The sequence below is a fragment of the Fibrobacter sp. UWH1 genome (genome assembly GCF_002210365.1).
In the GTDB taxonomy this organism is placed as follows: domain Bacteria; phylum Fibrobacterota; class Fibrobacteria; order Fibrobacterales; family Fibrobacteraceae; genus Fibrobacter.
On record NZ_MWQG01000041.1, the window covers coordinates 1 to 24,426 of the forward strand.

27 protein-coding genes and 1 tRNA gene are annotated in these 24,426 nt (G+C 47.5%); 9 read left to right on the top strand and 19 right to left on the bottom strand.

The genetic code is table 11. The features are described 5' to 3' along the window. Positions 1–272: 272 nt before the first annotated feature. Positions 273–1,820, top strand: a complete 1,548-nt coding sequence (locus B7992_RS13760; protein ID WP_254917717.1) for a histidine-type phosphatase — start codon at positions 273–275, stop codon at positions 1,818–1,820. A gap of 63 nt (positions 1,821–1,883) precedes the next feature. Here B7992_RS13760 and B7992_RS13765 read toward each other — a convergent pair whose 3' ends face one another. The 9 genes from B7992_RS13765 to B7992_RS13805 all read right to left on the bottom strand — a co-directional run bounded on the left by B7992_RS13765 (position 1,884) and on the right by B7992_RS13805 (position 9,073). Beyond that, positions 1,884–3,509, bottom strand: coding sequence for a DUF3943 domain-containing protein (locus B7992_RS13765; protein ID WP_139259222.1), 1,626 nt, complete (start codon positions 3,507–3,509; stop codon positions 1,884–1,886). Positions 3,510–3,514: 5 nt separating this feature from the next. Continuing rightward, positions 3,515–4,000, bottom strand: coding sequence for a hypothetical protein (locus tag B7992_RS13770; protein WP_249269405.1), 486 nt, complete (start codon positions 3,998–4,000; stop codon positions 3,515–3,517). Between the two features lie 61 nt (positions 4,001–4,061). Next, a tRNA-Met gene (locus B7992_RS13775) sits at positions 4,062–4,134 on the bottom strand. Positions 4,135–4,181: 47 nt separating this feature from the next. Beyond that, positions 4,182–4,925 carry a metallophosphoesterase gene (locus B7992_RS13780; protein WP_073160788.1) on the bottom strand — a complete coding sequence of 248 codons (744 nt, stop codon included), beginning with the start codon at positions 4,923–4,925 and terminating at the stop codon, positions 4,182–4,184. 355 nt (positions 4,926–5,280) lie between these two features. After that, entirely contained in the window at positions 5,281–5,658 is a 378-nt protein-coding gene (locus tag B7992_RS13785; protein ID WP_073160790.1) for a polymer-forming cytoskeletal protein, read from the bottom strand. 51 nt (positions 5,659–5,709) lie between these two features. Beyond that, on the bottom strand, positions 5,710–6,504 hold the full coding sequence (locus B7992_RS13790) for a M23 family metallopeptidase (RefSeq protein WP_073160792.1): 795 nt from the start codon (positions 6,502–6,504) through the stop codon (positions 5,710–5,712). Positions 6,505–6,532: 28 nt separating this feature from the next. Continuing rightward, complete coding sequence (locus tag B7992_RS13795; RefSeq protein ID WP_073160794.1) at positions 6,533–7,549, bottom strand: ParB/RepB/Spo0J family partition protein; 1,017 nt, start codon at positions 7,547–7,549, stop codon at positions 6,533–6,535. A gap of 43 nt (positions 7,550–7,592) precedes the next feature. Further along, positions 7,593–8,378, bottom strand: a complete 786-nt coding sequence (locus tag B7992_RS13800) for a ParA family protein (protein WP_073160796.1) — start codon at positions 8,376–8,378, stop codon at positions 7,593–7,595. Continuing rightward, complete coding sequence (locus B7992_RS13805; RefSeq protein ID WP_073160798.1) at positions 8,375–9,073, bottom strand: 16S rRNA (guanine(527)-N(7))-methyltransferase RsmG; 699 nt, start codon at positions 9,071–9,073, stop codon at positions 8,375–8,377. Before B7992_RS13805 ends, B7992_RS13800 begins: the two co-directional genes overlap by 4 nt. Before the next feature lie 496 nt (positions 9,074–9,569). On the opposite strand from B7992_RS13805, the gene B7992_RS13810 reads away from it, so the two are divergent. Beyond that, positions 9,570–10,064, top strand: a complete 495-nt coding sequence (locus B7992_RS13810) for an O-acetyl-ADP-ribose deacetylase (protein WP_088666554.1) — start codon at positions 9,570–9,572, stop codon at positions 10,062–10,064. A 56-nt stretch (positions 10,065–10,120) separates the two neighbouring features. Next, positions 10,121–10,828: a YkgJ family cysteine cluster protein gene (locus tag B7992_RS13815; RefSeq protein ID WP_088666555.1), complete on the top strand. Its 708-nt coding sequence runs from the start codon at positions 10,121–10,123 to the stop codon at positions 10,826–10,828. Positions 10,829–10,871: 43 nt separating this feature from the next. Here B7992_RS13815 and B7992_RS13820 read toward each other — a convergent pair whose 3' ends face one another. The 8 genes from B7992_RS13820 to B7992_RS13860 all read right to left on the bottom strand — a co-directional run bounded on the left by B7992_RS13820 (position 10,872) and on the right by B7992_RS13860 (position 16,656). Continuing rightward, positions 10,872–11,663, bottom strand: a complete 792-nt coding sequence (locus B7992_RS13820; protein ID WP_073160804.1) for a hypothetical protein — start codon at positions 11,661–11,663, stop codon at positions 10,872–10,874. 212 nt (positions 11,664–11,875) lie between these two features. Next, positions 11,876–12,664, bottom strand: a complete 789-nt coding sequence (locus B7992_RS13825) for a PhzF family phenazine biosynthesis protein (RefSeq protein ID WP_088666556.1) — start codon at positions 12,662–12,664, stop codon at positions 11,876–11,878. 298 nt (positions 12,665–12,962) lie between these two features. Continuing rightward, on the bottom strand, positions 12,963–13,343 hold the full coding sequence (locus tag B7992_RS13830; RefSeq protein WP_088666557.1) for a VOC family protein: 381 nt from the start codon (positions 13,341–13,343) through the stop codon (positions 12,963–12,965). A gap of 37 nt (positions 13,344–13,380) precedes the next feature. After that, positions 13,381–14,052: a radical SAM protein gene (locus B7992_RS13835; protein WP_088666558.1), complete on the bottom strand. Its 672-nt coding sequence runs from the start codon at positions 14,050–14,052 to the stop codon at positions 13,381–13,383. A gap of 176 nt (positions 14,053–14,228) precedes the next feature. Next, entirely contained in the window at positions 14,229–14,561 is a 333-nt protein-coding gene (gene queD / locus B7992_RS13840; protein WP_073160811.1) for a 6-carboxytetrahydropterin synthase QueD, read from the bottom strand. A gap of 324 nt (positions 14,562–14,885) precedes the next feature. After that, positions 14,886–15,242, bottom strand: a complete 357-nt coding sequence (locus tag B7992_RS13850) for a GyrI-like domain-containing protein (RefSeq protein WP_088666560.1) — start codon at positions 15,240–15,242, stop codon at positions 14,886–14,888. 137 nt (positions 15,243–15,379) lie between these two features. Beyond that, positions 15,380–16,042 (bottom strand): hypothetical protein, encoded by a 663-nt coding sequence (locus tag B7992_RS13855; protein WP_073286611.1) that lies wholly within the window; start codon positions 16,040–16,042, stop codon positions 15,380–15,382. Between the two features lie 101 nt (positions 16,043–16,143). Beyond that, complete coding sequence (locus B7992_RS13860) at positions 16,144–16,656, bottom strand: GNAT family N-acetyltransferase (RefSeq protein WP_073238121.1); 513 nt, start codon at positions 16,654–16,656, stop codon at positions 16,144–16,146. A gap of 356 nt (positions 16,657–17,012) precedes the next feature. On the opposite strand from B7992_RS13860, the gene B7992_RS13865 reads away from it, so the two are divergent. The 3 genes from B7992_RS13865 (at position 17,013) to B7992_RS13875 (ending at position 20,244) form a co-directional block, all read left to right on the top strand. After that, positions 17,013–17,411 (top strand): pyridoxamine 5'-phosphate oxidase family protein, encoded by a 399-nt coding sequence (locus B7992_RS13865; RefSeq protein ID WP_073160817.1) that lies wholly within the window; start codon positions 17,013–17,015, stop codon positions 17,409–17,411. 504 nt (positions 17,412–17,915) lie between these two features. After that, entirely contained in the window at positions 17,916–18,659 is a 744-nt protein-coding gene (locus tag B7992_RS13870) for a hypothetical protein (RefSeq protein ID WP_088666561.1), read from the top strand. Positions 18,660–18,726: 67 nt separating this feature from the next. Next, the gene (locus tag B7992_RS13875) at positions 18,727–20,244 is read left to right on the top strand and encodes a FecR domain-containing protein (RefSeq protein ID WP_073238124.1); all 1,518 of its coding nucleotides are present in this window, start codon (positions 18,727–18,729) and stop codon (positions 20,242–20,244) included. A 128-nt stretch (positions 20,245–20,372) separates the two neighbouring features. On the opposite strand, the gene B7992_RS13880 is transcribed toward B7992_RS13875, so the two are convergent. Continuing rightward, positions 20,373–21,377 (bottom strand): lysophospholipid acyltransferase family protein, encoded by a 1,005-nt coding sequence (locus tag B7992_RS13880; RefSeq protein ID WP_088666562.1) that lies wholly within the window; start codon positions 21,375–21,377, stop codon positions 20,373–20,375. Positions 21,378–21,640: 263 nt separating this feature from the next. Next, positions 21,641–22,267, bottom strand: a complete 627-nt coding sequence (locus B7992_RS13890; RefSeq protein WP_088666563.1) for a ribonuclease domain-containing protein — start codon at positions 22,265–22,267, stop codon at positions 21,641–21,643. 55 nt (positions 22,268–22,322) lie between these two features. Between B7992_RS13890 and B7992_RS13895 the strand changes: the two genes are divergently transcribed. The 3 genes from B7992_RS13895 to B7992_RS13905 all read left to right on the top strand — a co-directional run bounded on the left by B7992_RS13895 (position 22,323) and on the right by B7992_RS13905 (position 24,174). Continuing rightward, a complete protein-coding gene (locus tag B7992_RS13895) occupies positions 22,323–22,688 on the top strand; it encodes a hypothetical protein (protein WP_088666564.1) in 366 nt (121 codons plus the stop codon). Between the two features lie 67 nt (positions 22,689–22,755). Next, positions 22,756–23,004, top strand: a complete 249-nt coding sequence (locus B7992_RS13900) for a hypothetical protein (RefSeq protein WP_073160831.1) — start codon at positions 22,756–22,758, stop codon at positions 23,002–23,004. 441 nt (positions 23,005–23,445) lie between these two features. After that, positions 23,446–24,174 (top strand): sigma factor, encoded by a 729-nt coding sequence (locus tag B7992_RS13905; protein WP_158535572.1) that lies wholly within the window; start codon positions 23,446–23,448, stop codon positions 24,172–24,174. The last annotated feature ends 252 nt before the right edge of the window (positions 24,175–24,426 follow it).

The following is a 24,426-nucleotide window of genomic DNA, read 5'->3' on the forward strand; positions in this document are numbered from 1 at the left end:
TTTTTTGCATCCTTCAGATTCCGCTCGGATTATGCATTTGCAAATAGAATTCGGGTTAAAAATTTTCTCCTGAACTCGACAATTCCATCTTCATGTTCCGTTTCAACAATAGCCGCCCTATCACCATCCCCTATTTTCAGGGAATCCTGCCCCTGCCCCAACGCTATTCCGCATGCGCATATAAGGGATAGTACAAATACAAGGCGACAAAGCATGGGGCAAATATAAAAATGCACAAGAATAAAATCTATCTTTATGGAAAAGGTTATGATATGAACAGCTTAGTTAGTAGAACACCCAAGTCCATTTTTTCTGTTACCCTCCTTGCAATTTTCGCCATGGCAGGTTTTACTGTCGCCCAAACGACAGACGACGAACTTAAAGATCATCCGGAATATACCGCTAGCGGTTACCTGGTCTACCCGGAACCGGACAAGAGCGTCAAATACACCAAGGCGCCTGCCGGCTATAAGCCGTTCTATATCAGCCATTACGGCCGCCACGGAAGCCGCTACCATTACAGCGCAGACGATTATAACTACCTCTTCGAGACTCTGGCCAAGGCCGATTCCGCAAAGGCTCTTTCCGTCACGGGCAAGTACATTATGTTGTCTTCAAAACTGCTGGCAGACAAGGCCGCAAGCCGCGCAGGAGACCTGACCCAGAAGGGTGTCAAGCAGCACGAGGGAATCGCCATGCGAATGGCCAAGAACTTCCCCGATGTGTTCAAGAGCAAGAACGCCAAAATTGCCGAAGTCAACGCCAAGGGCAAGCAAGTCAAGAAGAACGTCAAGTTGCCGCCCCAGGTGGACGCCTTCGCCAGCACTTCGGGCCGTTGCATCGTCAGCATGTCCGCATTCGTAGGCGGCCTCAAGTCCCAGGTGCCCACCGCCCAAATCCGCATGGAATCAGGCAAGAGTCTCATGGGCCATATCAACACCTTCAATTTCGACATCACAAAGAACTACGCCGAAACCCCGGAATTCAAGGCCGAAAACGACAAGCTGTGGAAGGACATCTCCACCGACAATTTCGTACGGACGATCTTCGCCGACACCGCCTACGTTTCCAAGAACGTGGACGTTTCCAATCTCTATAACAAGATGTTCGAAATCGCAGGCAGCATCCAGGGCATGGAAGACGACAACGACCTGATTATCTTCGACCGACTCTTCCCCAAAGAAGAAAAAATCAAGCGCTGGAAGGCACAGAACGCCTGGTGGTACAGCATCCTGGGCACATGCCCCCTTACCGGTAATGACGGCATCAACACCGCAAAGCCCATCCTGAAGCACATCATGAGCGAAACCGAAAACGCCATCGCAGGCGCCACCGATGCAGACGCCGCCACCAACACCGTAGCCACCCTCCGTTTCGGTCACGACACAGGGCTCCTCCCCCTGGCAGGTCTCATGCAGCTTTCCGTCGCAAATGCAAAGGTCACCGACCTGAGCAAGCTTCACGAACAGTGGACTGATTTCCGCATCATCCCCATGGCAGCAAACCTGCAGATGATCTTCTACAAGAAGCCAGGCGCCAAGCCGGCAAAGGGCGCAGCCCCCGAAATCCTGGTCAAGTTCCTGTACAATGAACGTGAAGTTACCGCACCCATCCCCTGCGGCGACGAACCCGCCCAAGAACCCGCCCAGGTCAAGGCCGACATCAAGCCCGGCATGGTGGCAGCCCAACCCGCTGCCCAGCCTGCGGCCCCCGGCGTAATGCTTCCGCCGCCCCCCGCCAAAAAGGTAAAGTGCCCCGCCGCTCCCTACTACCGCTGGGAAGACGTAAAGAACTTCTACGGAAAAATCCTGACCGAATAATCCGCGCTCGCAGACACTACCTGACGCTCCGTTACCTGCCGACCATCGTTATCAGCCGCTCCGTTACCTGCCGCCCATCAAGTGGAAATTCAGGTACGTCGAAAAACAGAAAATTCGGCGGCTCATGGGCTCGAACAAGTCCGTTGAATAGGCCGCCAATTTTAGGTAAGTGTCCAGTCGGCTACCCAGATCAAGCCAATCCAGAATCCTGTATTCCATGGCAGACTGGTTCACCACCAGGAAGTCCCAACCCTCCGCGCCATAGTGGGGTGTGGAGCCTGGAATGGTATGCAGCACATCTGCGACGACTTTATTATAGACCCTGAATTTTTTCTTGTACAGAACTTCTGTCATCAGGCTGTATTTCACGCCGGTATTGTACTGGTAATTGTCCTTGTCCGAAACGTACTCCGGATGCACTTCCTGGATCAAGTCGTCATATCCCATGTCAGCTGTACCCAACATGATATAATAAATCTGGTTCATAATGCGGAACCGTAAATCCGGCGTAAGCCACAGGGCAATATCCAGGGCGGCTCCCAATGACAAGGTGCTCACCGTAGCCAAGTCCCCGTAGAAAGTATCGAAGTCCAGGTTCAGAGAAAAATCCAACCAGTGGCCGCGACCATGCAGGCCCGCATTTTTCAGCTTTCCCATAATGTCAAGCTGCAATACGTTCCCCTCGAAACCTGTCTCGTTGAACATCTCCACCTTGAAATAGTCGAAAGGTTCCTTCACCCTCGTATAGGGCTTTCCGTATTCCAGGAACAATGAGGTCATGCCGTGATGATCGTTCCACTGCTGGTCCAGATTATCGGCCCCCTGGTTACCAATACGGTAATCACTACCGAATCGGGAGCCGCCACCTGCAGCAATCACAAGTTCAACAGGCACCCAGCCCGTCCTGAAATCCCGACTACCGAACATCTTCCTCTGGCTATAAGCCATAGGGTGGAAAATGAAGGCCGCCAATTCCCTGTACCAAGGCACATCGGAGTTGCTATAAGCCAATCGTGAAAGCCTGTACAGAACTTCGCCGTACATGGAGCCGCCAATAGAAGTCGTCATCAAGTCGTTGGGCGCCGGGTATTCCGTCTCGCAGAACATTTCCCAGATGCTGCTTCCGAGAGCCGCCCAAACTACACTCTGGTAAAAACCGTAACCGCCGGCGCGGGCGGCACTATAATAGTAGGAACCCTGATACGGGTGCCCGTAAAAATTGATGGCCCAGTGATTATGATCCCACTTCCAGCCTTCCCTAAAATTCCGCTTCCAATAGCTGGGACCTGTGTGGGCGTAATTCTTGTCCAGCACATAATAATCCCAGGCCCACACAAAAACATTCTGGCCCAGAATCTGGCCGGCAACCACCGGGGCAAAAACCGGTTCAACCTTGGCCGTATCCCTAGAAAAAAATTCGTCCAATTCGGCGCCATAACCGGCAGTCCGCAAGGAATCCACGATACGTGCAGAGTCTGCGGCTCTAATCTCCAACTTCCACAGCGCCACATCCTTCACACTGATAACAGGTTCCCTTTCTATGGAATCCTGGATAGACTTGGCAGCTTCTACAAGATTTTTCTTTTCTTTATGGGTGACCGCTTGCGACCAAGCGCAAACCTGAAAAAAGAACAGAACGAAAAAAACAGTCATGAACTTCTTCATGACTGCATATTTAGAATTATCCAATTCGACTAGTTATTGGGACGCAGGCCAACAGACTCAAAAACAGCCTTGTTCTTGGGATCCGGGAGAGCCACGGAGGTAATCCAGTTGAATTCTGCCACACCAGCCAGACCCACACGGGCGCAAAGCTGGTCACGGGCAACATTGTAGGCGTTCAGGATCAAAATCTTTTCGGAATCGTTAGCCTTGTCGATTCGTTCAGACCAGCGATAGCCCAGTTCTACCAAGCCGGCACTTGCCTTGGCGTAGAACTTTGCCTTTTCGGCACTGATCACAGAAGAAGAAGGAACGTTAAAAGTCTCCACCGGAACAATGGGCTGTGTCTTGGGAGAACTTACGTGCATCTGAGCAATTTCAGGCACACTCTGCTGCTCTTCGCCGCAGGCGGTAAAGTTCACGGCCATAAATGCAGCCAGAACTGCAAAAACAAAAAAAGAGGCAGCCGTCTTAAACGTCGCCAGGTTAAAGTTAATTCCTTTTATACGTCCAGACATAACTGCCTCTTTTTGAAAGTCTCAAGAACTCACGGGTTTGATTTCTTGGACCTTCCTTTACTAGCGGCTTGTGGGCTCGAACCACAGACCTGCGGATTATGATTCCGACGCTCTACCAACTGAGCTAAGCCGCCGAAGGTTGAACCAAATTTAGTCAATTACTGAAATATTTTCAAGGGGTTTAGTGAAAATAAACTTCAGTTTCTACAAAATTTTCGCCCCATTTGATCACTTGCCACCCAGGAGCCGAACTTTTCAGGTTAAAATAGGGGCAATTGGGGTCAATCTGCATCTGTGTCGCCGGTGAAACATGAACCGTCTGACGTCCAAGCTTGACCTCGAACTGGCTGTGATAGTGTCCAGTAAAGATATGAGTCAGGTTGGGAATGTCAGCCAGGACCTTCTGCACATCAAGCATGTTGCGCATATGATAACGCAAGTCCATGAAGCGGTGACCGCAGAAACAGGGAGGGTGATGTACAAAAAGCAAGATCTCACCAGAAACCTTGGCCGTCTCTTCCTTCAGCCAAACCAGCTGTTCAGGAGAAACGTCGCCGCAGGCACTATCCAAAAAGAAAATGCTTCTACCGGCGATATCGTAACGGTAATAGCACTTGCCATCGTGGACCTTGCCCTTCAGGTCATAGAACTGCTCCATGACTTCGATGCGGTCGTGATTTCCGGGAATAACGCAGTATGGAACCGGGTAATCCTTGAGCAGGTCTGCCAGATACTTGTAGGCGCCGGGCTCTGCATCCTCATTAGCCAAATCACCGGACAGGACCAGCAGGTCCAAATCCTTCATAGATTCGGAATTCAAGGCCTTAAGAAAGTTGGCGCGAACATCGATGCCCTGCACCAAGTTCTCGTCTTCACCGATATGGATATCGGTTATCTGGCCTATTTTGAGAATTTTAGTTTCCATACAAATTGCTAGTACAATATAAGTTTTTGTTTAGCCACCCAAGGATATATTTTTTCAAAATTTTTCCCTTTGTGAGCCAAATCAACAAAGATAATGTGCTTTTTTCCCAATCTTCAACATCGTTTTGTGAAAGTTTTGTGAATTCACATTGAAAACTAAGCTTCAACACTTATCAACGTTGAAAATTGTGAATAGATTTGAAGTTTTCAACATTTGTGCACATCTGAATTATCTTCGTATCTTATTGAGCATCAATGAGTTATAAATTAAACTTTACAAATCTATCCACTATTCACGAAACCAATATTCAATACTATATATATATATACATAGTATTTATTAGTATGTGTGTTGATTAGAGCTTGACTTCCTTAGAAGCGGAAGCAGGCTGCTGAGACTGCTGGAGATTGCCCATCTGGCAGTTGCCCTGGAACACTGCACCTTCCTGGATGATCAGGAGCTTGGTCTTGATGTTACCGACAAACTGGGAGCTGTTTTCGAGAATGAGCTTTTCGGAGCAATCGATGTTGCCCTTGACGGAACCTGCAACTACTGCAGAGGTAGTCTTGATTTCGCCTTCGATGAAACCCTGCTTTTCGATAATCAGTTCGCCTTCAATTGCAACACTACCGTTGATGGTACCGGCTACGCGAACGTCGCTCTTGCCGCTAATGTCGCCCTTGATGGTTACGCTATGACCGATCTGGGTAATTTCCTGTTCCTTAACTGCCATTGTTTCCTCTTTGGTTAGTGAAATTTTTTATAAATCTAATTCTATAAGATACTAATAGTTGAAGAATGTTTCGGGATCCAGTTCCTTTCCATCCTTCGTTATAGTATAGTGCAAGTGGGGTCCACTGGCATTGCCAGTTGCACCGATGGTACCGATGATATCACCCTTGCCGACATTGCGACCCTTGCGGGTGCGGATTTCCTTCATATGGGAATAACTCGAAACGTAACCGTTCTGATGGTTGATGATGACGGTGTTTCCAAGTTCTTCTTTCTGCCCGGCAAATTCCACGGTGCCACTGCCCGATGCAAATACAGGATTTCCGGGCTGGGCCGAGAAGTCTGTTCCCATGTGTCCGTTCTCTTCAGAGAACTTCTTGCTGATGATGCCGACCACGGGAATCACGTTGGGAATTTTTTCAAGGCGCAGTTTTTCTTCCATGGGAATCCAGCCGCCTTCATAGTCCACATCGATCTTCTCAGAAGGAGTGTGGGCGAACTTATTCTTGTCGATAAGGCTGTTGACCTTGTTGGAATCATTTTCTACGAAGGTGCCTAGCAGGTTCTGGATTCTTTCTTCCAGAACCCAGAGGGAGTCCATGCGGTTGAACAGTTCCTCGTAGTTCTGATTCTGCTTGATCAGCTGGGCGTTGGTGACGCGCATCTTCTCGTAACGGATGAGTGTCTTGGTGACATGGCCCATCTTATAGATGAAGGCGCCGGTAACGGCAATCAGGACTACCAGGAAAATCTTGAGGAACGTGAACCATTTGGTGGAAACACGGAACTTCTTGATTTCCTTGGAATCTTCCGGGATAATCTGTATGGTGTAATACTTACCTTTCACAGTTTCCTCTGTCTAACGGAATCGCCTATTAGCGGTCCATCAATTCCTGGATACGGGTCAGGTCGTCCATGCTATAGTAGTTGATGACGATGGTACCCTGGGACTGGGTGGGATTGGTGGGTTTCAACTGAACCTTGGTTCCAAAGTAGGTTTCGAGACGATTTTCGAAATTCTTCAGGTCGGCGGAAAGTTCGATCTTGGGCTTGGGTTCTGCTGCCGGTGCGTCGACAGGTTCTTCGCCGGAAACTTCTTCGCCAGTGTGAACTTCGGGAACTTCTTCAGAAGATTCGGCAGGAGCCTGTGCTGGCTGAACTTCGTCACCGCGGATAATGGCTTCGATCTGACGGACGTTCAGACCTTCCTCGATGATGCGCTTTGCCAGTTCTTCGGCATTGTCCACCTTGTCAGAGCAAAGTGCGCGGGCTGCACCAGAGGCAATCTTGCCTTCCTGAATCCAATCCAGAACCTGGGTCGGGAGCTTCAGCAGGCGGAGTGCGTTGGTGATAGCGGAGCGGGACTTACCAACAGTCTTGGCCAAATCATCGTGGGTATAGTTGTGAAGATCGATCAACTGTTGATAAGATTGTGCAACTTCAACAGGATTCAGGTCCACACGCTGGATATTTTCGATGAGGGCCCATTCGCCCATGATCTTGTCATCCAGACTTTCGTAGACCTGGGCCTTGATAGTAGCGAGACCGGCCAGCTTGGTTGCGCGGGTACGACGTTCACCGCTGATGATCTGGTAGCGGTCGCCCACCTTGCGAACGGCGATAGGCTGGATCAGACCATGCTTCTCGATGGTTTCGGCAAGTTCAACCAGTTCGTCATCGTCAAAAGTCTTACGGGGCTGGAACGGGTTGGGGTCGATGAGATTTACGTCAATTTCGATAATTTTCTGGGAGTTATCAACAGTTTCGGCGTTTTCGACAGCATTAGCTTCAGATTGTTGATTAGTTTCCTGGGGATTGCTAGGCTGTTCAACAGAATGATCCCTCAAAATATCAGCGAGACTACGACCCAGAGAAAAAGACTTCTTACCCATAAAAATAATTTCCTTATATATATAGTTAGCTTGACTGACCTGACTATTTATCCTTGTTCAGGATTTCTTCAGCCAGCTTTACATATGCCTGGGAACCGGTGCTCTGCACATCGTACAGGATAACCGGCTTGCCGTGAGACGGAGCTTCGCTCAAACGGACGTTGCGGGGAATCATGGTCTTGAAGACGGTGTCGCTCAAGTTTTCGCGGACTTCGTCAGCCACCTGCTTGCAGAGACCCAGACGGGAATCGTACATTGTCAACAGGGCACCTTCGATCTTCAAGTTGCTGTTGAGATTTTTCTGAACTTCGCGGATGGTCTTGAAAAGTTCAGTCATACCCTGCAGTGCATAATATTCACACTGCACGGGAATCAGCACGCTAGTAGCGGCTGTCAACACGTTCAATGTTAATAAGTTCAGACTGGGGGGAGCGTCGATAATGATAAATTCGAATTCCTGGGACAGGATCTTCATGATGCGTTCGAGACGGCGTTCGCGACTCATGGCGTTCACCAGTTCGATTTCCATGACAGCCAGGTCCGGTCCGGAAGTGATCATCTTCAGGTAGTCCAGGTTGGTATCCAGAATTGCTTCCTTGATTGTTTCATAGGTAACATTATCCGGATTTTCGGCCATGTTCAGAACTTCGTGGATATCCACGTCCTGCATTTCATTGAAACCCAGACCCTGGGATGCATTACCCTGGGGGTCCATGTCAATAAGAAGAGTCTTCTTTTCGAGGGCGGCAAAACTGGCAGCCAGGTTCACGGCGGTAGTAGTCTTGCCTACCCCACCCTTCTGGTTGCATATAGCGATCACTTTACTCATTCGTTACCTCTTGTAACTAGGGCATATTCCTGTTCTTCCTGGGGCAATGCATATTTATATATGTGTACTGCCGGATCGTTTTCCAGGTGAACGATGTTATTAAAACTCTTAAGGGTCACAAATTTGCCACCACGGGCCAGACCCGGCTGGGCGCGTTCCCAGTCATTTTCAAAAGTGGAAAGGGCGCGGCAACTGACAAAATCCAAATAAGCCAGGCCGGAAGTTTCGAAGCGCTTGCCTACGACAGTCATGTTGTCCAGGTGCAATTCCTTCTTCACGAAATTCATAAACTGCACGCGCTTGTTGCGAGGTTCCACAGCGTAGAATTGGACTTCGGGCATGACAATGGCTAACGGAAAACTGGGACATCCTGCACCGGCACCCATATCAGCCCAACGCTTACCCTTCAGCTTGCTGAGGGCCTCTGCGCGAAAAGCTGCGGTGTCATCCTGAGGCGCAGCCGAAGGATCCACCAACTTACCTATATATATATAAGGCACCAGGGAGTCTGCGATGTGTCTGGATAAAAACTTCTGGGAATCCTTTTCAGAAATCAGGTTGCCGTATTCCTTGGTATCAACAACCAGGTCGGCAAAAGCATAAAGCTTTTCCAAAGTTGCAGCAGACAGTTCCACCCCGTTTGAGGAAAGAAACTGATTTAGAAGATTCTTCTGTTCTTCGTTATTTTTATACATAATGGTTCGTACGTTGGTGTGCTACGCACACTACATTCTCATGCTCGGTCATCCCCGTCAAGCGAGGATAGGTGCCAGAATGCAATCATTCTGTCGCGACACTCGCTATCGAATGTTGGGCTCCTACGGAGTCATTCGCTGCACCCAGGATATGTCAAAGAATAAATTCTATGCCGCATCCTAGATTTGCAAATGTTTACTCCTTTGGAGTTTACACCCATCGGGTGTCAAATGAAAATAAACAAGTTTATTTTCGCTTTCCACCCTCGGTTGTGTTTCACGTGGAACATAATTTAGATATCCCAAAAAATAAAATCAACAAAAGACGAGTTTAGCCTTTCATTTAATTAAAATATCTGTGGATATTATTTTAATTTATGTTGGGTTTTTGTTGATAAATTTTGTGGTGATTTCGTAACTTGTTTTATAAAAAAGATTTATGTTTTGAAATGTATGTTGATGATTCGTGGATTTTTCATTTTTGAGGGGGTGTAAAATGGTAGAAATCGAGGTGCTTCAGGGTGACATCACCAAGCTTAAAGTGGATGCCATTGTGAATGCCGCCAACTGTTCCCTGCTGGGAGGTGGCGGTGTGGACGGTGCCATCCATAGGGCTGCCGGTCGGGAACTGCTGATGGCTTGCATGAAGTTCGGAGGCTGCCAGACGGGAGAAGCCCGGATCACTCCCGGGTTCAAGCTGCCGGCAAAGTTCGTAATTCATACTCCCGGACCCATCTATAACGATGGCCTTCATGGGGAGCCGGAACTGCTCAGATCCTGCTACGAAAACTCCATGAAGCTGGCGGAAGAAAACGGTTGCGAGACGGTGGCCTTCTCGGCAATCTCTACCGGAGTGTATGGCTACCCGAAAAAGGCTGCTACCGAAATTGCCGTGAAGACAGTTCGGGAATACCCAACGCAGAATGTGAAGAAGGTAATCTTCTGCTGCTTTGGTGAAGACATGTTGAAGATTTATCAGAAAGTTTTATAAAAATCCGTACCAATGGAGCCTTCCTTTGCTAGATTTTTAGCAACAGGAAGGCGTTTATGATTTCTGAAATTGCCCCTATTCTTGAAAAGTTGAGGGGTACCGAAGAATACGACATCCTAGTTGAAATGGATGCAGTTTACTCCCGGATCGAAGAAAAGCAACGGGAATGGTTTGAAAAGTCCAAGTTCACCTGTCCTCATGGCTGTGGCAAATGCTGTGAACATTTTGAGCCTGACTTGCTGGAAAGTGAAGCTCTTTACATGGCCGCCTGGCTGTTGTGCAATCAGCCTGACGTAGCCCAGAATGTTGCCGAAGGGAAGTTTCCTTTGATAAATGTTTCACGTGAAACTTTTGCAACATTCCAACATTGCCCCTTCTTTCGGGAGGATATTTCGGGGACGAATCTTCCAGGGCATTGTACTATTTATGGTGGCCGGGCATCCATTTGCCGTCTCTTCGGAGCTGCCGGATCTCGCGATAAGCATGGCAAAGAAGTCTGGAAACCCTGCAAGTTTTATCCTGCAGAAGAGCTTGCCGCCGTCAAGACTCTATCTGGCGAACCGATCCTTCATCGGCAATACACTGCAGAAGAAGTAAAGAATCTCTTTGGCATCCTACCTCCTGTCATGAGCGACATGATGGAGCAGGAAGAGACATTTACCCCCGACGATGATTCTTCAACATTAATCCACGATATCCTGCCTAAGTACATCCAGCGGTTAATGTGGATTGTGGATTTAAATTCTGGGAAAGATTCCATATAAGAAAAAGCCCAAGGCATTGCCCTGGGGATGTTTGCAAATTGAGTTATTTCACAACCTTAATGGTATGTTGCTTTTGCTTGGCGGGGCGACCCATAAGATCGAATAGCTGGAACTTCTTATTTACGATTGTAGGATGAATCTTGTGTTTAAAGCCAGTTGTGCTTTCACTACCAATTTTTGAAAAATAATACTTTCCAACAAGTTCATCTTCATATATTCTTGAATAGAAAAAAGTCATTGAACTGTCAGTTGTTTCAATCCAGTATTTGGACATTGGTTCATTCTTTGGGCTGTATTCGTAGCACCTGCTGTTGTCAATAGAATCTAAGGCTATGTAATATCTGTTCATTAATTCAAATTCACCTTTATATACATCATAAAAGTATTGCAGTCCATAGATGGTATCGTTAACTGTATAATAAGTGAACATGGCTTCCATATTATCATCCGTTTTGGAGTATTGGATTGTTACTGTGGAATCCTTTTCAGTGAAATATGTCTCAGACGCAGTTAAATGGTTGTCTATGTACGTATTTGTGGTGATGGAATTATCGGCATCGTTTTGTGTGATGACTTCTTTGTATGAGAGAGTATTGCATTCATCAGTGCATCTTGTTGCGCTTTCTATAGCGCCATTTTTATCACGATTAAATGTGGTATGAGCATAGTAGAAACCACTTAGATCGCTTCCATTTATGGACTGAGTGCTGTCTAAGGTATATGTATTATCAAATTTTTTTGATCCACCATAATTAGAAATTGAAAATGCTTCTATGCAGTTAATGGCATGTGCAGAAAAAACAAAAGATGCGACTAAAAGAAAGATCTTCTTCATATAACCTCCTATGTTGATGTCATTCTGCTTTTGCAAGTGCCAATATAGAAAAAGTTCCCCGCAAGATTTGTACCCAAAAAAGTGATTTTTTCTTTTGACAATTCCTTTAGAGGTGCCGATATAACAAATGAGGGCTGGTTACCCTCCCGTACTAGTCATACGGTTCACCTATGGTTGGAAAATCCCCGGGGCGATTGCCTCGGGGATTTTTTTTAGCAGTTTAATTCACTTACTGAATAGAGGGTTGCTTTCCCTGCCAGGGTCATTCTTTCGCCCTCGATTTTGCAGTAGAGAGTGCCTCCCCTTCGGGAAGCCTGCCTTGCAATAATCTCTGGCTTGTTCATCTCGCCACTCCAATAAGGAGCGATGTGGCAATGTCCAGATCCGCAAACCGGATCCTCGTTAATGGCAATTCGGGGGCCGAAACTTCTGGAGACGCAGTCTTCCTTGGTGCCTTTAGCGGTAACATGAACAAGAAGACCTGGCAATTCCTTCACCTTGTCAAAGTCCGGCTTCATGTTTTCGATGGTGTCCTCGAAGTCAAAGACGCAGAGCATGTCGCGACCCATGTAGGCTTCCGAGGGCCTTGCACCCAGGGCGGCTTCCATTTCATCTGTAACGGGGATGGGCTTCAGGTCATAAACCGGGAAATTCATTTCATAAAGATCCCCGTTCTTGTTGACTGTTAACTGGCCACTCATTGTCTCGAATATGATTTTTTGAGTCGTCTGTTCATAAAAGTTGAAAAGTACGAATGCGGTGGCTAGAGTAGCATGGCCGCAAAGATCAACCTCATCGCTAGGGGTAAACCAGCGAAGGTGATACTTGGGGATGCTTTCGTCATTCCCGGTTTTTACCACAAAGGCTGTCTCGGAGAAATTGTTTTCGAATGCAATGTTATGCATTAGTGAAACTTCCGGCCATTTGTCCAGAATACAAATTGCTGCCTGGTTACCATGGAATAAGGTATCGGAAAATGCATCGACGATATACTGTTTCATACCAAAGAATATACAAAATGTTTCACGTGGAACACAACCGAGGGTGGAAAGCGAAAATATGCTTGCATATTTTCATTTGACACCCGATGGGTGTAGGACTAATGTCGAAGACATTAGTCCCAACATGCAGGGTGTTGCATGCGAAGCATGCCAACCTGCGATGACGAGTGCCGCGGCGGGGAGCTTGCTCCCGATGTAATAATTCTGATTATGCAAGCGCCAACATGCAGGGTGTAGCATGCGGAGCAAGCCAACGTCGGGGTGAGTTATCCACTTTGCGAGAGAAGTAGAAAATTATTTATACGGTCAGTTCTACTAGATTGCCTTCGGGATCTTGAACCACACTTTCGTAGTATCCATCCCCCGTCGTTCGAGGCTGCCCTATAATGGTAATGCCATCGGCTTCCATCTGGGCGGTCAACTTGTCTACCATATCCTTGGACCCTAGGGATATTGCCACATGACACCATCCTGAATGTGGATTGGGTATTGAAGATTCGATGTCGTTCCGGTGCATTACCTCAATGCGGGCGCCTCCATCAAAAGTAAGGAACCTGCTGGTGAAATCCTTGGCAGGATTATGGTATTCTGGATGAATCGTAGCTTCCAGATACTTTTCATAGAAGGCGCAAACTTTCTCGATGTCTTTGACCCAAATGGCAACGTGATCTATTTTCATAGGGTTAATATATAAATAATAGGGTGCTTCGAATCGGCTAAACTCCCCTAGCTTCCGGGTTCCAGATAATCTTATGGAGCTGTACCTGGAAGCGGACGTTATTCCGTCGCATCACCTCGTTCCCTAAAATCCAGTTCACCATATCCTCGTACTTCATTGTCCCGAAGATGGGGGAAACATAGAATGTGGGGAGCCTTTTTCTGAGATCGGTGAACCTCCCTTCCATAGCCTCGATGACCCGGGCGGCATCCAGAAGATCCTCCTCTGTGCCCACCACAAACTTCAGGACATCCTTCTCCCCCAAGGTCATCATGTTCTCCATTTTCATTCGGGGCTGCATTCCGCTGGAGATACTCTTCCAGTCCATAGTGCAGAAGATGTTCTTTAGGCTAGTAGGTTTGGTTTGGGTTCCGTTGGTCTCGATATTCACTTCGAAGCCGTAATCGTCCAACATTTTCAATAAAACTTCCACATCTTTGTGGATAAGTGGCTCCCCTCCCGTCAGGGTGACGAACTGAGTGTTGAAGGACTTGACCTTTTCCAACACTTCCACTGGGGTCATTTCCTGGAAGTCGCCCCCTTCCACCGCATACATGGAGTCGCAATAGGAGCAGCGGAGGTTGCATCCGAACAGACGGATAAAGACGGCGGGGGCGCCTGTGCGGATACCCTCACCCTCTATGCTGAGGAATATTTCAGAGATTTTCATGAGTTAGTAGATAGTAGGAAGTTGACAGTAGTCAGGCATGGGGGACGCACCTTCGGTGCTCGAGGCATGAGGTCGGCGCTATGCGCCTAGAGGCAATTGTAATTACAATACCTCATACCTCTAGATGCGAAGCATCGACCTCAAAGCGAAGCGACCTCAATGCACTGAAGTACATCTTAGTCAACTTCATATTCGGCGATATTGCCTTCGCTTTCCTGGACGATCACTTTATAGCAATGGGGAATCTGGTCGCAGATCCACTTGGCGATGTTTTCGGCGGTAGGATTGAAGTCTACCACATCGTTTATGTACTTGTGGTCCAGCTGTCGGGAGATGGTCTCCTTGGCAGTCTTGAAATCGATGACCATACCGTCAGAGTTTAAAGTCTTGGACTGGCAATGAACGGTAATGATCCAGTTATGTCCGTGAAGATTTTGACACTTGCTTTCGTAGGAGAGTGCCAGCTTATGTGCTCCAGAAATTTCGAAGCGCTTCGAGATTCTATACATGAGGTACCTAGTTTTGTTTATAGACAGGATGGTTTTCGAACTGTCCTGCGGTCAAATATTAATGCCGCTGTGAATTGATGTTGAGGATTAATATAGAAAAGGGTTCTATGGTTCCCAAGGCGGAGATGCATAAAAACAATGTTGGCGAAGAATGTTCAACCTACGGATGTTGGTGTGCTACGCACACTAGTCAGAGAATAAATTCTCTGCCGCATCCTAGGTTTGCAAACGTTTCACGTGAAACGTTCGTAGAGTATAAAAAAGTCCTTGACATTTTTAATGCCAAGGACCTGTTTAAGTTTTTCGACTTCGCTCAGAATGACACTAACGTTCCACCGGGACCTGGATAATGGTGAGCCACTTTTCGGGGTCGTCCTGATTCCAGGCACCGTCCACATAAACGCAGCGGAGGTCACCCACAATCTTGTACCCGTTCTCTTCGATGTACTTGAACATCTCGGTGTAGGACTGGTAGAACCGATCGTAGGGTCCAAGGTGCTTCATGCAGAGGGCGGTTTTCACGGCAGGCATCTTCTTGAACTGGACAATGTCGGAGTCTTCAAGCATTTCCTCCACCTGTTCGCAGTACTCAATATCCACGTTCTCGTGTTTGTATTCCTTGTCGTGTTCGATGGTAAAGCAGTAACCGGTGGGAGAACACTTGCAACCCAGGCGCTGCATTTGTTCATAAAAAATTGCGGTTCGCGACCCGCTCTTTTGTGATCACTTTTCTGCCACCTCGTCAGGCGACTATACAAATATAGACCCGGCCCTAAGGGACGAGTCAATAGGAAAAAGTGAATTTTTTTTTGAAAAAATTATGGGAGTGCTCTAGGAGCCAGTATTGAGCGACTGTTTTTTGCAGGTCTGCCTTTCAAGTCAAAGTATTGGAATTTTTTGGCCTTTACCGTGGGGCGAATGCCTATAACAATGGTCGCGCCTTCCTGACTTTTGCTGATCAAAAACATGTCAGTGTTGCTGTAGGTGCTTTCTTGAAGCAGGTGGATTGTATTGTCACTAACATCAAGAGTCAGTTTTACAAAGTTTTCTCTTTCTGGCGTTCCCAGGTAACACACGTTCTTGCTTGTAGAATCCAGGTAGTAGAAATCTTCTTTAAAAAATAAGGTATCATTACGGAGTGAAAGGTAGCCAACTTCCTTTTCGGGACCGTCTTCGTACTCGGTGGTGATATCGTAACTTATGGAATCAGCAGTGGAATAGAATTTTACTGTCTTGTAAAGTTTGCCATCTTTCCTAATGGTGATAACGGATATTTCTCCGTCTTTGGATTTTTCCTGGGTATAGTTGTGGATTACCTTTCTGTATTCGGAACCACTGTAGATGATGGTGCTGTCCGGAAGATCGTCTGTATAGTACATCTTTTTTGACCAGGGAGCCTGTTTATCCGAGTAAGATCTGTATAAACTATCCAGAACGTATTCTCCGGGAATGTACATATCAGTCTGAATGGCTTTAAACATGGCTTCTACGCAGTTTAAGGCTTGTGCTTGGGTGAAAAATGCCAAAGTTATTAACAATAGGATGGTTTTCCTCATATAATCCCCGTTATATTGTGGATATTCTACAGTTCCATAAAGAAGATTACTGCATCCACGAAACCCAGCTTCTTGTGGTTGAAGGCTCCGGGCAGTCGGCAAAGTTCCTTGAAGCCTAGGCTCTTCCACAGGTGCATGGCCGGTTCGTTGGTGCTGATGACGAAGTTAAATTGGATTGCCTTGAATCCCATTTCGCGAGCCATTCGGATACAGTCCTCCCCCATCTTGCGACCGATGCCTTTTCCGCGGGCGGCGCTGGAAACCATGAAGGAAGCGTTGGCCACATGGCTGCCTCGGCCACGGTGGTTCTGGATGATCTTGTAGTAGCCGAGGATCTTGGTGCCTGCACTATCCTTGCCTGCGTCCGAAGCGGATTCTTCCATGACCCAGCTGTTTACGCCCTTGCCGAACCAGTAGTCGAATGCGTCCTGGTCGCTGGCGGTTTCCTCGAAATCGTAGGTGTCGCCCCCTTCAATCACTTCGCGGAAAATGGGGAGCATCTGGGGAAAATCATCTGGAGTAGCTTTACGGATTTGCATATTAGGTGCGAGGTCGCGGCTTTGCCGCTTTGAGGTATGAGGTCGGTCGCTTGCGCTCCCTTTGAGCTATATAATGGCGCCTTGCGCTTTCAATACTATATAATATAGTAAGAGGAGTTTTTGTGGTAATTGTACCTAGAAAAATAATGTTGTTTTTCAAATTTAATGGCGGAAATTCCACAACATATATATATTAGTGTAGTAAATACAAAAAGACTGGATGCTTCGCTCCACTATGTTATGCTCAGCATGACACTAGGGGGCAGAACGCCAAGTATTTTAAACCTCAACGCATCCTTCGGATGCGTCCCAACAACCTCACACCTTAAGGCCATGCAATGGCCGACCTAAAAATTATGGAAGAAGTAGTAAAGTTTCTCAAGGAATGTGGCGCCTATTTTCTGGCAACTGTCGATGGCGATCAGCCCAAGGTTCGTCCCTTCGGTACCGCCGAAATTTTTGAAGGTAAGCTGTACATTCAGACTGGCAAGTCCAAAAATGTTTCCAAGCAGATTGCCGCCAACCCCAAGGTTCAGCTCTGTGCCATGAACAAGGCTGGAAACCAGTGGCTCCGTCTTAGCGGTACCCTGGTAGAAGACGATCGCCTGGAACCCAAGGTCCATATGCTGGACGCCTATCCAGAACTGAAGGCCATGTACAAGGCCGAAGATCCCAACACTCAGGTGCTTTACTTCAAGGACGCCGAGGCTGTGTTCTGCAGTTTCACTGCGGCTCCCAAGGTGGTAAAGTTCTAGTTTGATTGCCTTTTAGGCTGCTTAAATTGTGAAAATCGGTCGGCGAAAGCCGGCCTTTTTCGTTTTATCCTGTTGATAGAATGTAAACAATTAATTAACACCCTGCGATGAATAAGTCCTGTTATGGGTAAATTGTGGATAAAACTGTCAACATTTAAAAAAATTATGTTGAAAGTTGCGTTGGACAATTTTTAATCTATTCACACCTGTTTCACGTGAAACATCGTTATTTGGCAATAAGTTACGGTTTTTTCATTTTACAAACGGATAAAAAGCTTCGATTTATCAACAGGTACAATGACGATATTTTTGTGAATATCTTGTTGGATTTGGAAATATCCTAAAAACGGGATGAACTTTCTATTCACATTATTTAAACATTTATCCTCTATTTATCAACAGTATAGTAAAACTTCTTGTTTAAAAGTATGCGCTTCGGATTGCGTAAAAAATAAAACCCTCAAAAATTGTATTTTTTGGGGAAAGGTAAGCCAAAGGAATTTTATGGAAAGCAACAAGTCTCGCGGAACTCGAAGCCTCTTCTGGATGAAGGTCAATCTGGTAGCGGTTGTCCTGATTTGTATACTGGGACTGATTGTTACGCACCAGTTGACGGCCAGCGGTTATTCGATGCAGCAGTTCTCCTCCGAAAGTCCTGACATTGGCGCGGCCATGAATTTCATGTACTATATCATCGTCATGGCTTTTTCCGGATTTGTCATGCTCCTGGTCTGGAGTATCTTTCAGTTTTTCTGGTTGCTCTGGTTGTTTCGCGCCGAAAAGAATTTGCGCCTGGTGGCCATGAGCAAGTTTTCTCCATGGGGTGCCGTCATTTGTAGTAGCATCCCGTACGTCGGATTTCTGATCCATTATTTCATCTTCAAGGATCTGGTAATGCAGACTGAATCCGCGCTGGAAAGTCGCCGGCAGTCTTCTTCCAAGACGGTGGCTGAAATTCTTTCCAAGGTCAGTCCGGTTGACAAGAACTTCGTAAACGGTTTTGCGATCATGACCGTTTTGGCTGCCGCTATCGGTTTCATTCGCGATACCAGCATCTCGGGATTTTTGGCGGTGGCCTTCTCGGTGGCGTCGCTGCTTTGCTATATGAAATCTTTTGCTGCCTTCATTAAAGAGGAGCAGGCCCTGTTTGACATTTATCAAGAAGAAAAATTGATGGCCAAGGTGGACCAGGTGCTCTGGCAACGCAAGCTGGAGTCGGAATCCGCTGACGAAAAAACAAAAGTGTGATTTTATACATTTGCTAATTCCACATATATATTATATGTTTGATGAAGTTTCTAAAAAGAGGCTTGGAATGAAGAGTTTAAAGTTTTCTGCAGTTTTCGCATTGACCTGCGCCATGGTGGCCATGGCTGCTACCCAGGGTGGCAAGGTCCGTTCTGTTCTTGGCGATGTGTCTTACCAGAAGCAGGGTAAGAACAACTGGGCCGCCCTCCGAGTGGGTGCCAAGGTTCTGGACGGTTACATGATCCGGACCTACACCGAGTCCGGGGCGCAGATTTCCCTTTTAGATGGAAGTATGATCGCTATCGGCGAAAATGCGCTGGTGGAATTCAACGAACTTCTGTTCGACAAGGATTCACGAGTTTCTGACATCAGCATCAAGAAGGGTATGATCCGCTTCGATGCCCAGAAGCAGAAAGGCAACAGTGTCTTCAAGTTTAGGACCGGAACGGCAACCGCATCGATCCGCGGTACCGACGGTACCCTCGGCATGACCGAAGCAGGTCAGCCCTACGGCGCCTTGAACTCCGGCGAAATGGTCATGGAAAATAATGGCCAGGAAATTCCTGTCAAGGCAAATCAGTTTGTGGCCTTCCGTAAGGATAAGCCTGCTGTCGTGGTAGAAGCAAAAAATGCAAGCGATCCCGAATTTGTGAAAAAGCTGGGCGAAGTCCTTGATGACACCACGAAGTCTGACGAAGCCATTCAGGCCCAGGCCCAGGAGCTGGACCAGAAGATCGAAGTCCGTAACGAGGATCTGAAATCCAAGTATAATTGTATCATCGATTCGCTGCCCGCTCTTGTCAGCGCAGACAGTATCGATATCGGCGTCACCTGTACTGCCGGCGTCCGAGTGTCTCTCGGTTCCGAAAGTTTTGAGTCCAAGGGTCACAAGTTGCATTTCACCCCCAGCTGGATTAGAGGTTCCTTCGGCGATAAGAAGTACCTGCTGAACTGCAGTGTGGACGGTGCCGATTTTGAATGCGGTCGAATTGCGTTCACCTATCGCGTGGACCGCACCGTTCGACTTCTGGAATCCGACGAAGGCAAGTGCTTTGCCGTTTTTGCCACTAGCGGATTTAATGACAACTCCGGTTCCGTTTCTGTCTTCCTGGGTGACAGCCTCATTCAGAAGACCAACATGGAAAAGGACGGTTCCAGCACCTTCACTCTTGTGCCGGGTGATCATGTGTACAAGGTGGTTGCCGAAAATGTGGATTCCGCCACGACGGCTGCCGGGACTGTGGAGCAGATGCTGAAGTGCTACCCGGTGACCAACGTGCAGATCGACATCCGCGGCGGCAATCGCGAAATTGTCAAGCGCAAGGTTTCCCAGGGCGCAGCCATCTATCCGGAACTGGAATTCGACTTGCTGGATGTGGCCGGTAACGACGTCGCCCAGGTGGAAGAAGTTATCGTCTCTGTAGACGGCGAAAATTTCGAGGCCGAGCAGGTGGCTTCTACCGTGGGCATTGGCTACAAGGTCAAGATGAGAATTCCCCGCGGCAAGTCCAAGATTGTCAAGGTGGCCGTGTTGATGCGCAGCGGTGAAACGGCTTACGCTTCCAAGATTTACGAATTCAAGTAATAAAAAAATTGGTGACTGAAAAATCCCCGGAACTTAACAAAGCTCCGGGGATTTCTTATATGACGATCAAACAGGTTTTTGAAAAAGAAAATAATTTAAAGGAGAACGTCTTTTTTCCGCAAAAAAGTTCAGCGGTAAATTTCGGGACGGGTACTGCGGAAACGCCGGTGGGTCCAGCCATACCACAGGGCGGGATTTTCACGGATCCGTTCTTCGAGCCAGGCGCGGTACGCTCCGTCTACGATGGAAATTTTTTCATCACGCTGTTTTGAGCCGTGTTGGTCCAAGCCGCGTTGGTCCATGTTGTGCTGATTCACGTCATGCTGAACTTGTTTCAGCATCTCTTTCTGCATGTCCCTCTGCGTCTCATTCGGTTCTTGTGCTTCCACCGCATGCAGAATTTTTCTGTTTCCTTGCTCCTGGATCCAGCAGAAAAATACGGGAGTGTTCGGGCGGTGCCTCAGCAGAAAATCAGGAAGCGGATTTATTTTGGCGGGCCGCCCCAAGAAGGTTCCGTCCATGGCGCTGCCGATTCGGCTATCCTGATCCGCCAGCAGACAGAACAGTTGTTTTTTCCCGCCGCAGTCTGGCGCCTTTCCGTCCAGCTGGTCTAAAAATTCCCGCGGATTTTTGGCGTCGATGGAATAGGGCCGCCCGCGGACGCACCGCACTTTTTCGTACACGAAACGGTTCAGCCATTTCGGTTTCAGCGGAATAAAGCTGGCCTTCAGCGGAACGCCCAGCGCACAGAGCCATGCCCCGCTAGCTTCGTAGTTTCCGTAGTGTGCCGTCAGAAAAATTCCGCCCCGCCGCATCTTTTCGATGGTGCCCGCCGCCCCTTCTGCCAGCTCGAAAATTTTTCCGCCTGCAGAAAACGGATACGCCCCGCAGTCCTCGGGCAGTTTCTTGTAGACGTCAAAACAGAACAGCAACTCCCCTACGTGCCAGGTCAAGTTCCGCAGCATTTTCTTGTAGAGATTTTCCGCTTCCAGCTTTTCGCCGGACATCCACGTTCCCTGTGAAACATATTCCAAGTTCCTTTTTATAGTCTGCTTTTTCCAGCCCGCAAAACCCAGTACCTTGAAGGCGGCACCTGCAAAAATTCGAACTGAAATCTGACTTATGGAAAACATCGATTCAAAATATAAAAAAGTGTTTGAAATTCCCATATTGGATGAGGGGCCCGTGGAAAAATTCCTGCACAGGTGCATGCGTTCAGGCATCGTCGCTAAAATTGCTAATAAAACCGACGATGCTTTTGGGTTGGGGAATTTTGTACCGCTAATATTGTTGTTATACTTGATTTATAGACCGAACGCCTGGAAGCTAGTTTTAGGTATAGTCCTGTTGAGTTCGACCCTATTTCCTTACATAGCATACAACATATTACAGCGGATTATCTGAATTCCAGGAGCTTGTAACTTTCGTAGTGGTCGGCCGTGTAATAGATGATGCAACCGGTTTGATAGACAAGTCGTTTTGTGCCGCGGCTCTGGACATTGCCGTAATCCACGTCGGCTTCGCGGTAGGTTCCGTCGGGTAGCAATTTTTCCCTGTTGCCGAAACTGTCGCCGCCGATCATGACACCCAGGGTTTTCCAGGGGTTGAAATTCCATTTGCTGAAAGTGTTTCCTGTGGAACTTTCGTAAAGTTCTTGCCCCTCGTTCTTGCCCACATAATTTTTAGGCAGCTTGTCGAACTTGCAGATGTAGGCCCCCACGGAATCCCTGCTGGTGTAAACGCCGGACTCCTTGACGGCCTCGTAAATGGTGAGCTTTTTTTCTGAGTTGCCTGATGAAAACTGCGATGAACTTGACTGAGTCAGTGACGAACTTGACGCGGCCTCTGCGGAACTTGAAACGTCTTCCGAAGAACTGGAAAAGGCGCGTGATGAACTGAATCGGATTTCTGATGAACTGTAATCTTCATCGTCGTCGGAGCTGCTGACGGTAGGGGTGCTGCAACCGAAAAATGCGTTGACGAAAATGGTTAAAAGTACGAAATGTCCAAGGGCGAATTTCATACAGTTGAATATAGTTTTTTAACTTTAAGTTCTAAAATTTCAATAGGCGAAAAAAATGAAAAAGGTTATTTTACTCGGAACTCTTCTGGCTTCTTCGATGTTTGTCGCCTGCGGTGACGATTCCTCTTCCGGTACATCTGCCGGTGGCAACTGCTTTACCGTAGAAAAATCTGTAAATGCTTGCGAATCCATTTCCAAGGATGATTTCGGTACATGGAAGTTTATTCGTAAGGATTCCTTTGGCGATGATATGCAGTATGTATATACCGTCGAAGGTGAAAAACTGGTGCTGACCACCACGGATTCTGGCTGCAATGTCAAGCGCGATGAAAAGTCCTACTCTTTCTACAATATGACTAAAGAAGCAAGCATCGAGATGTCTTACATGGCGGTTGTCTCTACTTGCGAAGATGGCCAGTAATGTAGCTCCCCGGCTGCACTTGAATTTTGCCTTTCGAAATTCTAGATTGTAGACCAAGGAGATCATTATGGCAAAGAAAGAAAAGCTGACGATCGTCGGCAACGCCAGGGGATCCGCCTCCGAGTCCGCAATGGAATCCGCGGCGATGCGATCCCTTCGAATCGATGGCTCCTGCAACGGGGCGACGCTCCGCACCAGAGTCATCAAGAACAAGAAACTCTACAATCGAAACTTTAAGCACAAGAAGTCCTTCGCTGATGCGGGGGACTTTCCTGTTTCACAGGCAAGTCTCGTCGGCTCGGAAGTGCAAACATAAATGTTTGCGTTTCGCTCGTCTCGGTTGACTTTCCCATTTTATGGGCAAGTCTCATCGGCGTTTTTTTTAAGGGATGAATTGAGTCAAAAAAAACGTCAAATTTTTTTGAAAAAATGTTTGACAATTTTTTTTCAGCTGACGATATAATGCTTGCACGACTAAATTGGGAGCATCCAACATGTTAAATAAAAATTTCAGGGGAATGGCAAAATGTCATATTATGACAGCCGTCTTTTGCTATATTTTAACGTGATGAGAGATAGAACCACATAACAAGCAAGACATTTTTTTAGAGGGGTGCCCGGCAGGGTGCGGCGCAGTGTATGCGTTAAATCTCGGCTTTTGCGATTGCGTTCGCAATGGTCTTTTGCAATGGTTTTCGCTACAACCAAATAAGAGGGAATCGGCATGGCAAATAATGTTTCTAGGAAGGGAGTCAACATGAAAAACAATCAGGTCTACACTTGGACCGCAAAGCAGCAGGACTGGCTTGAACAGGCTCAGTCCGGTAACGATGGCGCATGCAGCAGTCTTTTCTGCTCCATGAAGGATACGCTGGAAACGGTTCACCGTTACAGCCAGGATGGTCTGTATCCGGCAAAGTTCGGTTACGACTTTAACTACAATGGCCGCTCTTTTGAAGATGCATCCAGCGACATCTACACTGCATTCAGGGATGCTGTACGCCGTTTCGATGCTACTCAGGGAGTACCCTTTGGCGCCTATGCCGTAAACGACTTGCGTCATCGAGCCATGGACTGGACTCGCGACCGCCAGAACGATCGCCTTGTCATGGTCGGACAGCGTCTGAACGATGGTGTGGACGGCAATGGCGATTACTGTGTTCTGTTGCAGTCTGACTACGATTCCTTCGTAGATGATTACTACGCCAGTAAGTCCGACTCCATGTGCGATGCAGAAGCTCATCCGGTAGAATCCTGCGAAATCATGGACCTGGTCGAAAAGATTCGCCAGGAAGTCATCAAGAGCGGCGATGTCCGTCTGCTGGAATTCATGAATCTTTACCTTGAATGCTGCTGCGAAAAGAAGGCAATGGAACAGATTGCCGAGCGTATGCAGGTTACCCGAGCCATGGCCTACGTCTACATGGATAGGTTAAGGGCTTTGATTGCGCCTAAGTTTGGCCCGGATTATGGTGCCGCTGCGTAGGCTGTCAAAAGATTTCTGTTGACAGAATGTTGATTTAATGAGGAAAATCTAGTGTTTATGCGAAAAATGCGAAAAAATGTGATTTTTTTTAGATTTTTCCCTTGACATTCATCCAGAAAATTCTATAATTGGCCTCACCTCCGAACGAGACAGCCGAAACGCTGAAACGGACGGAAGCGAGAACCCGAGAGGCTCTCGAGAAGATTGAAGGAATCGGAGATGTGCTTAGTGACGGCCCAAGAAATTTCTTGG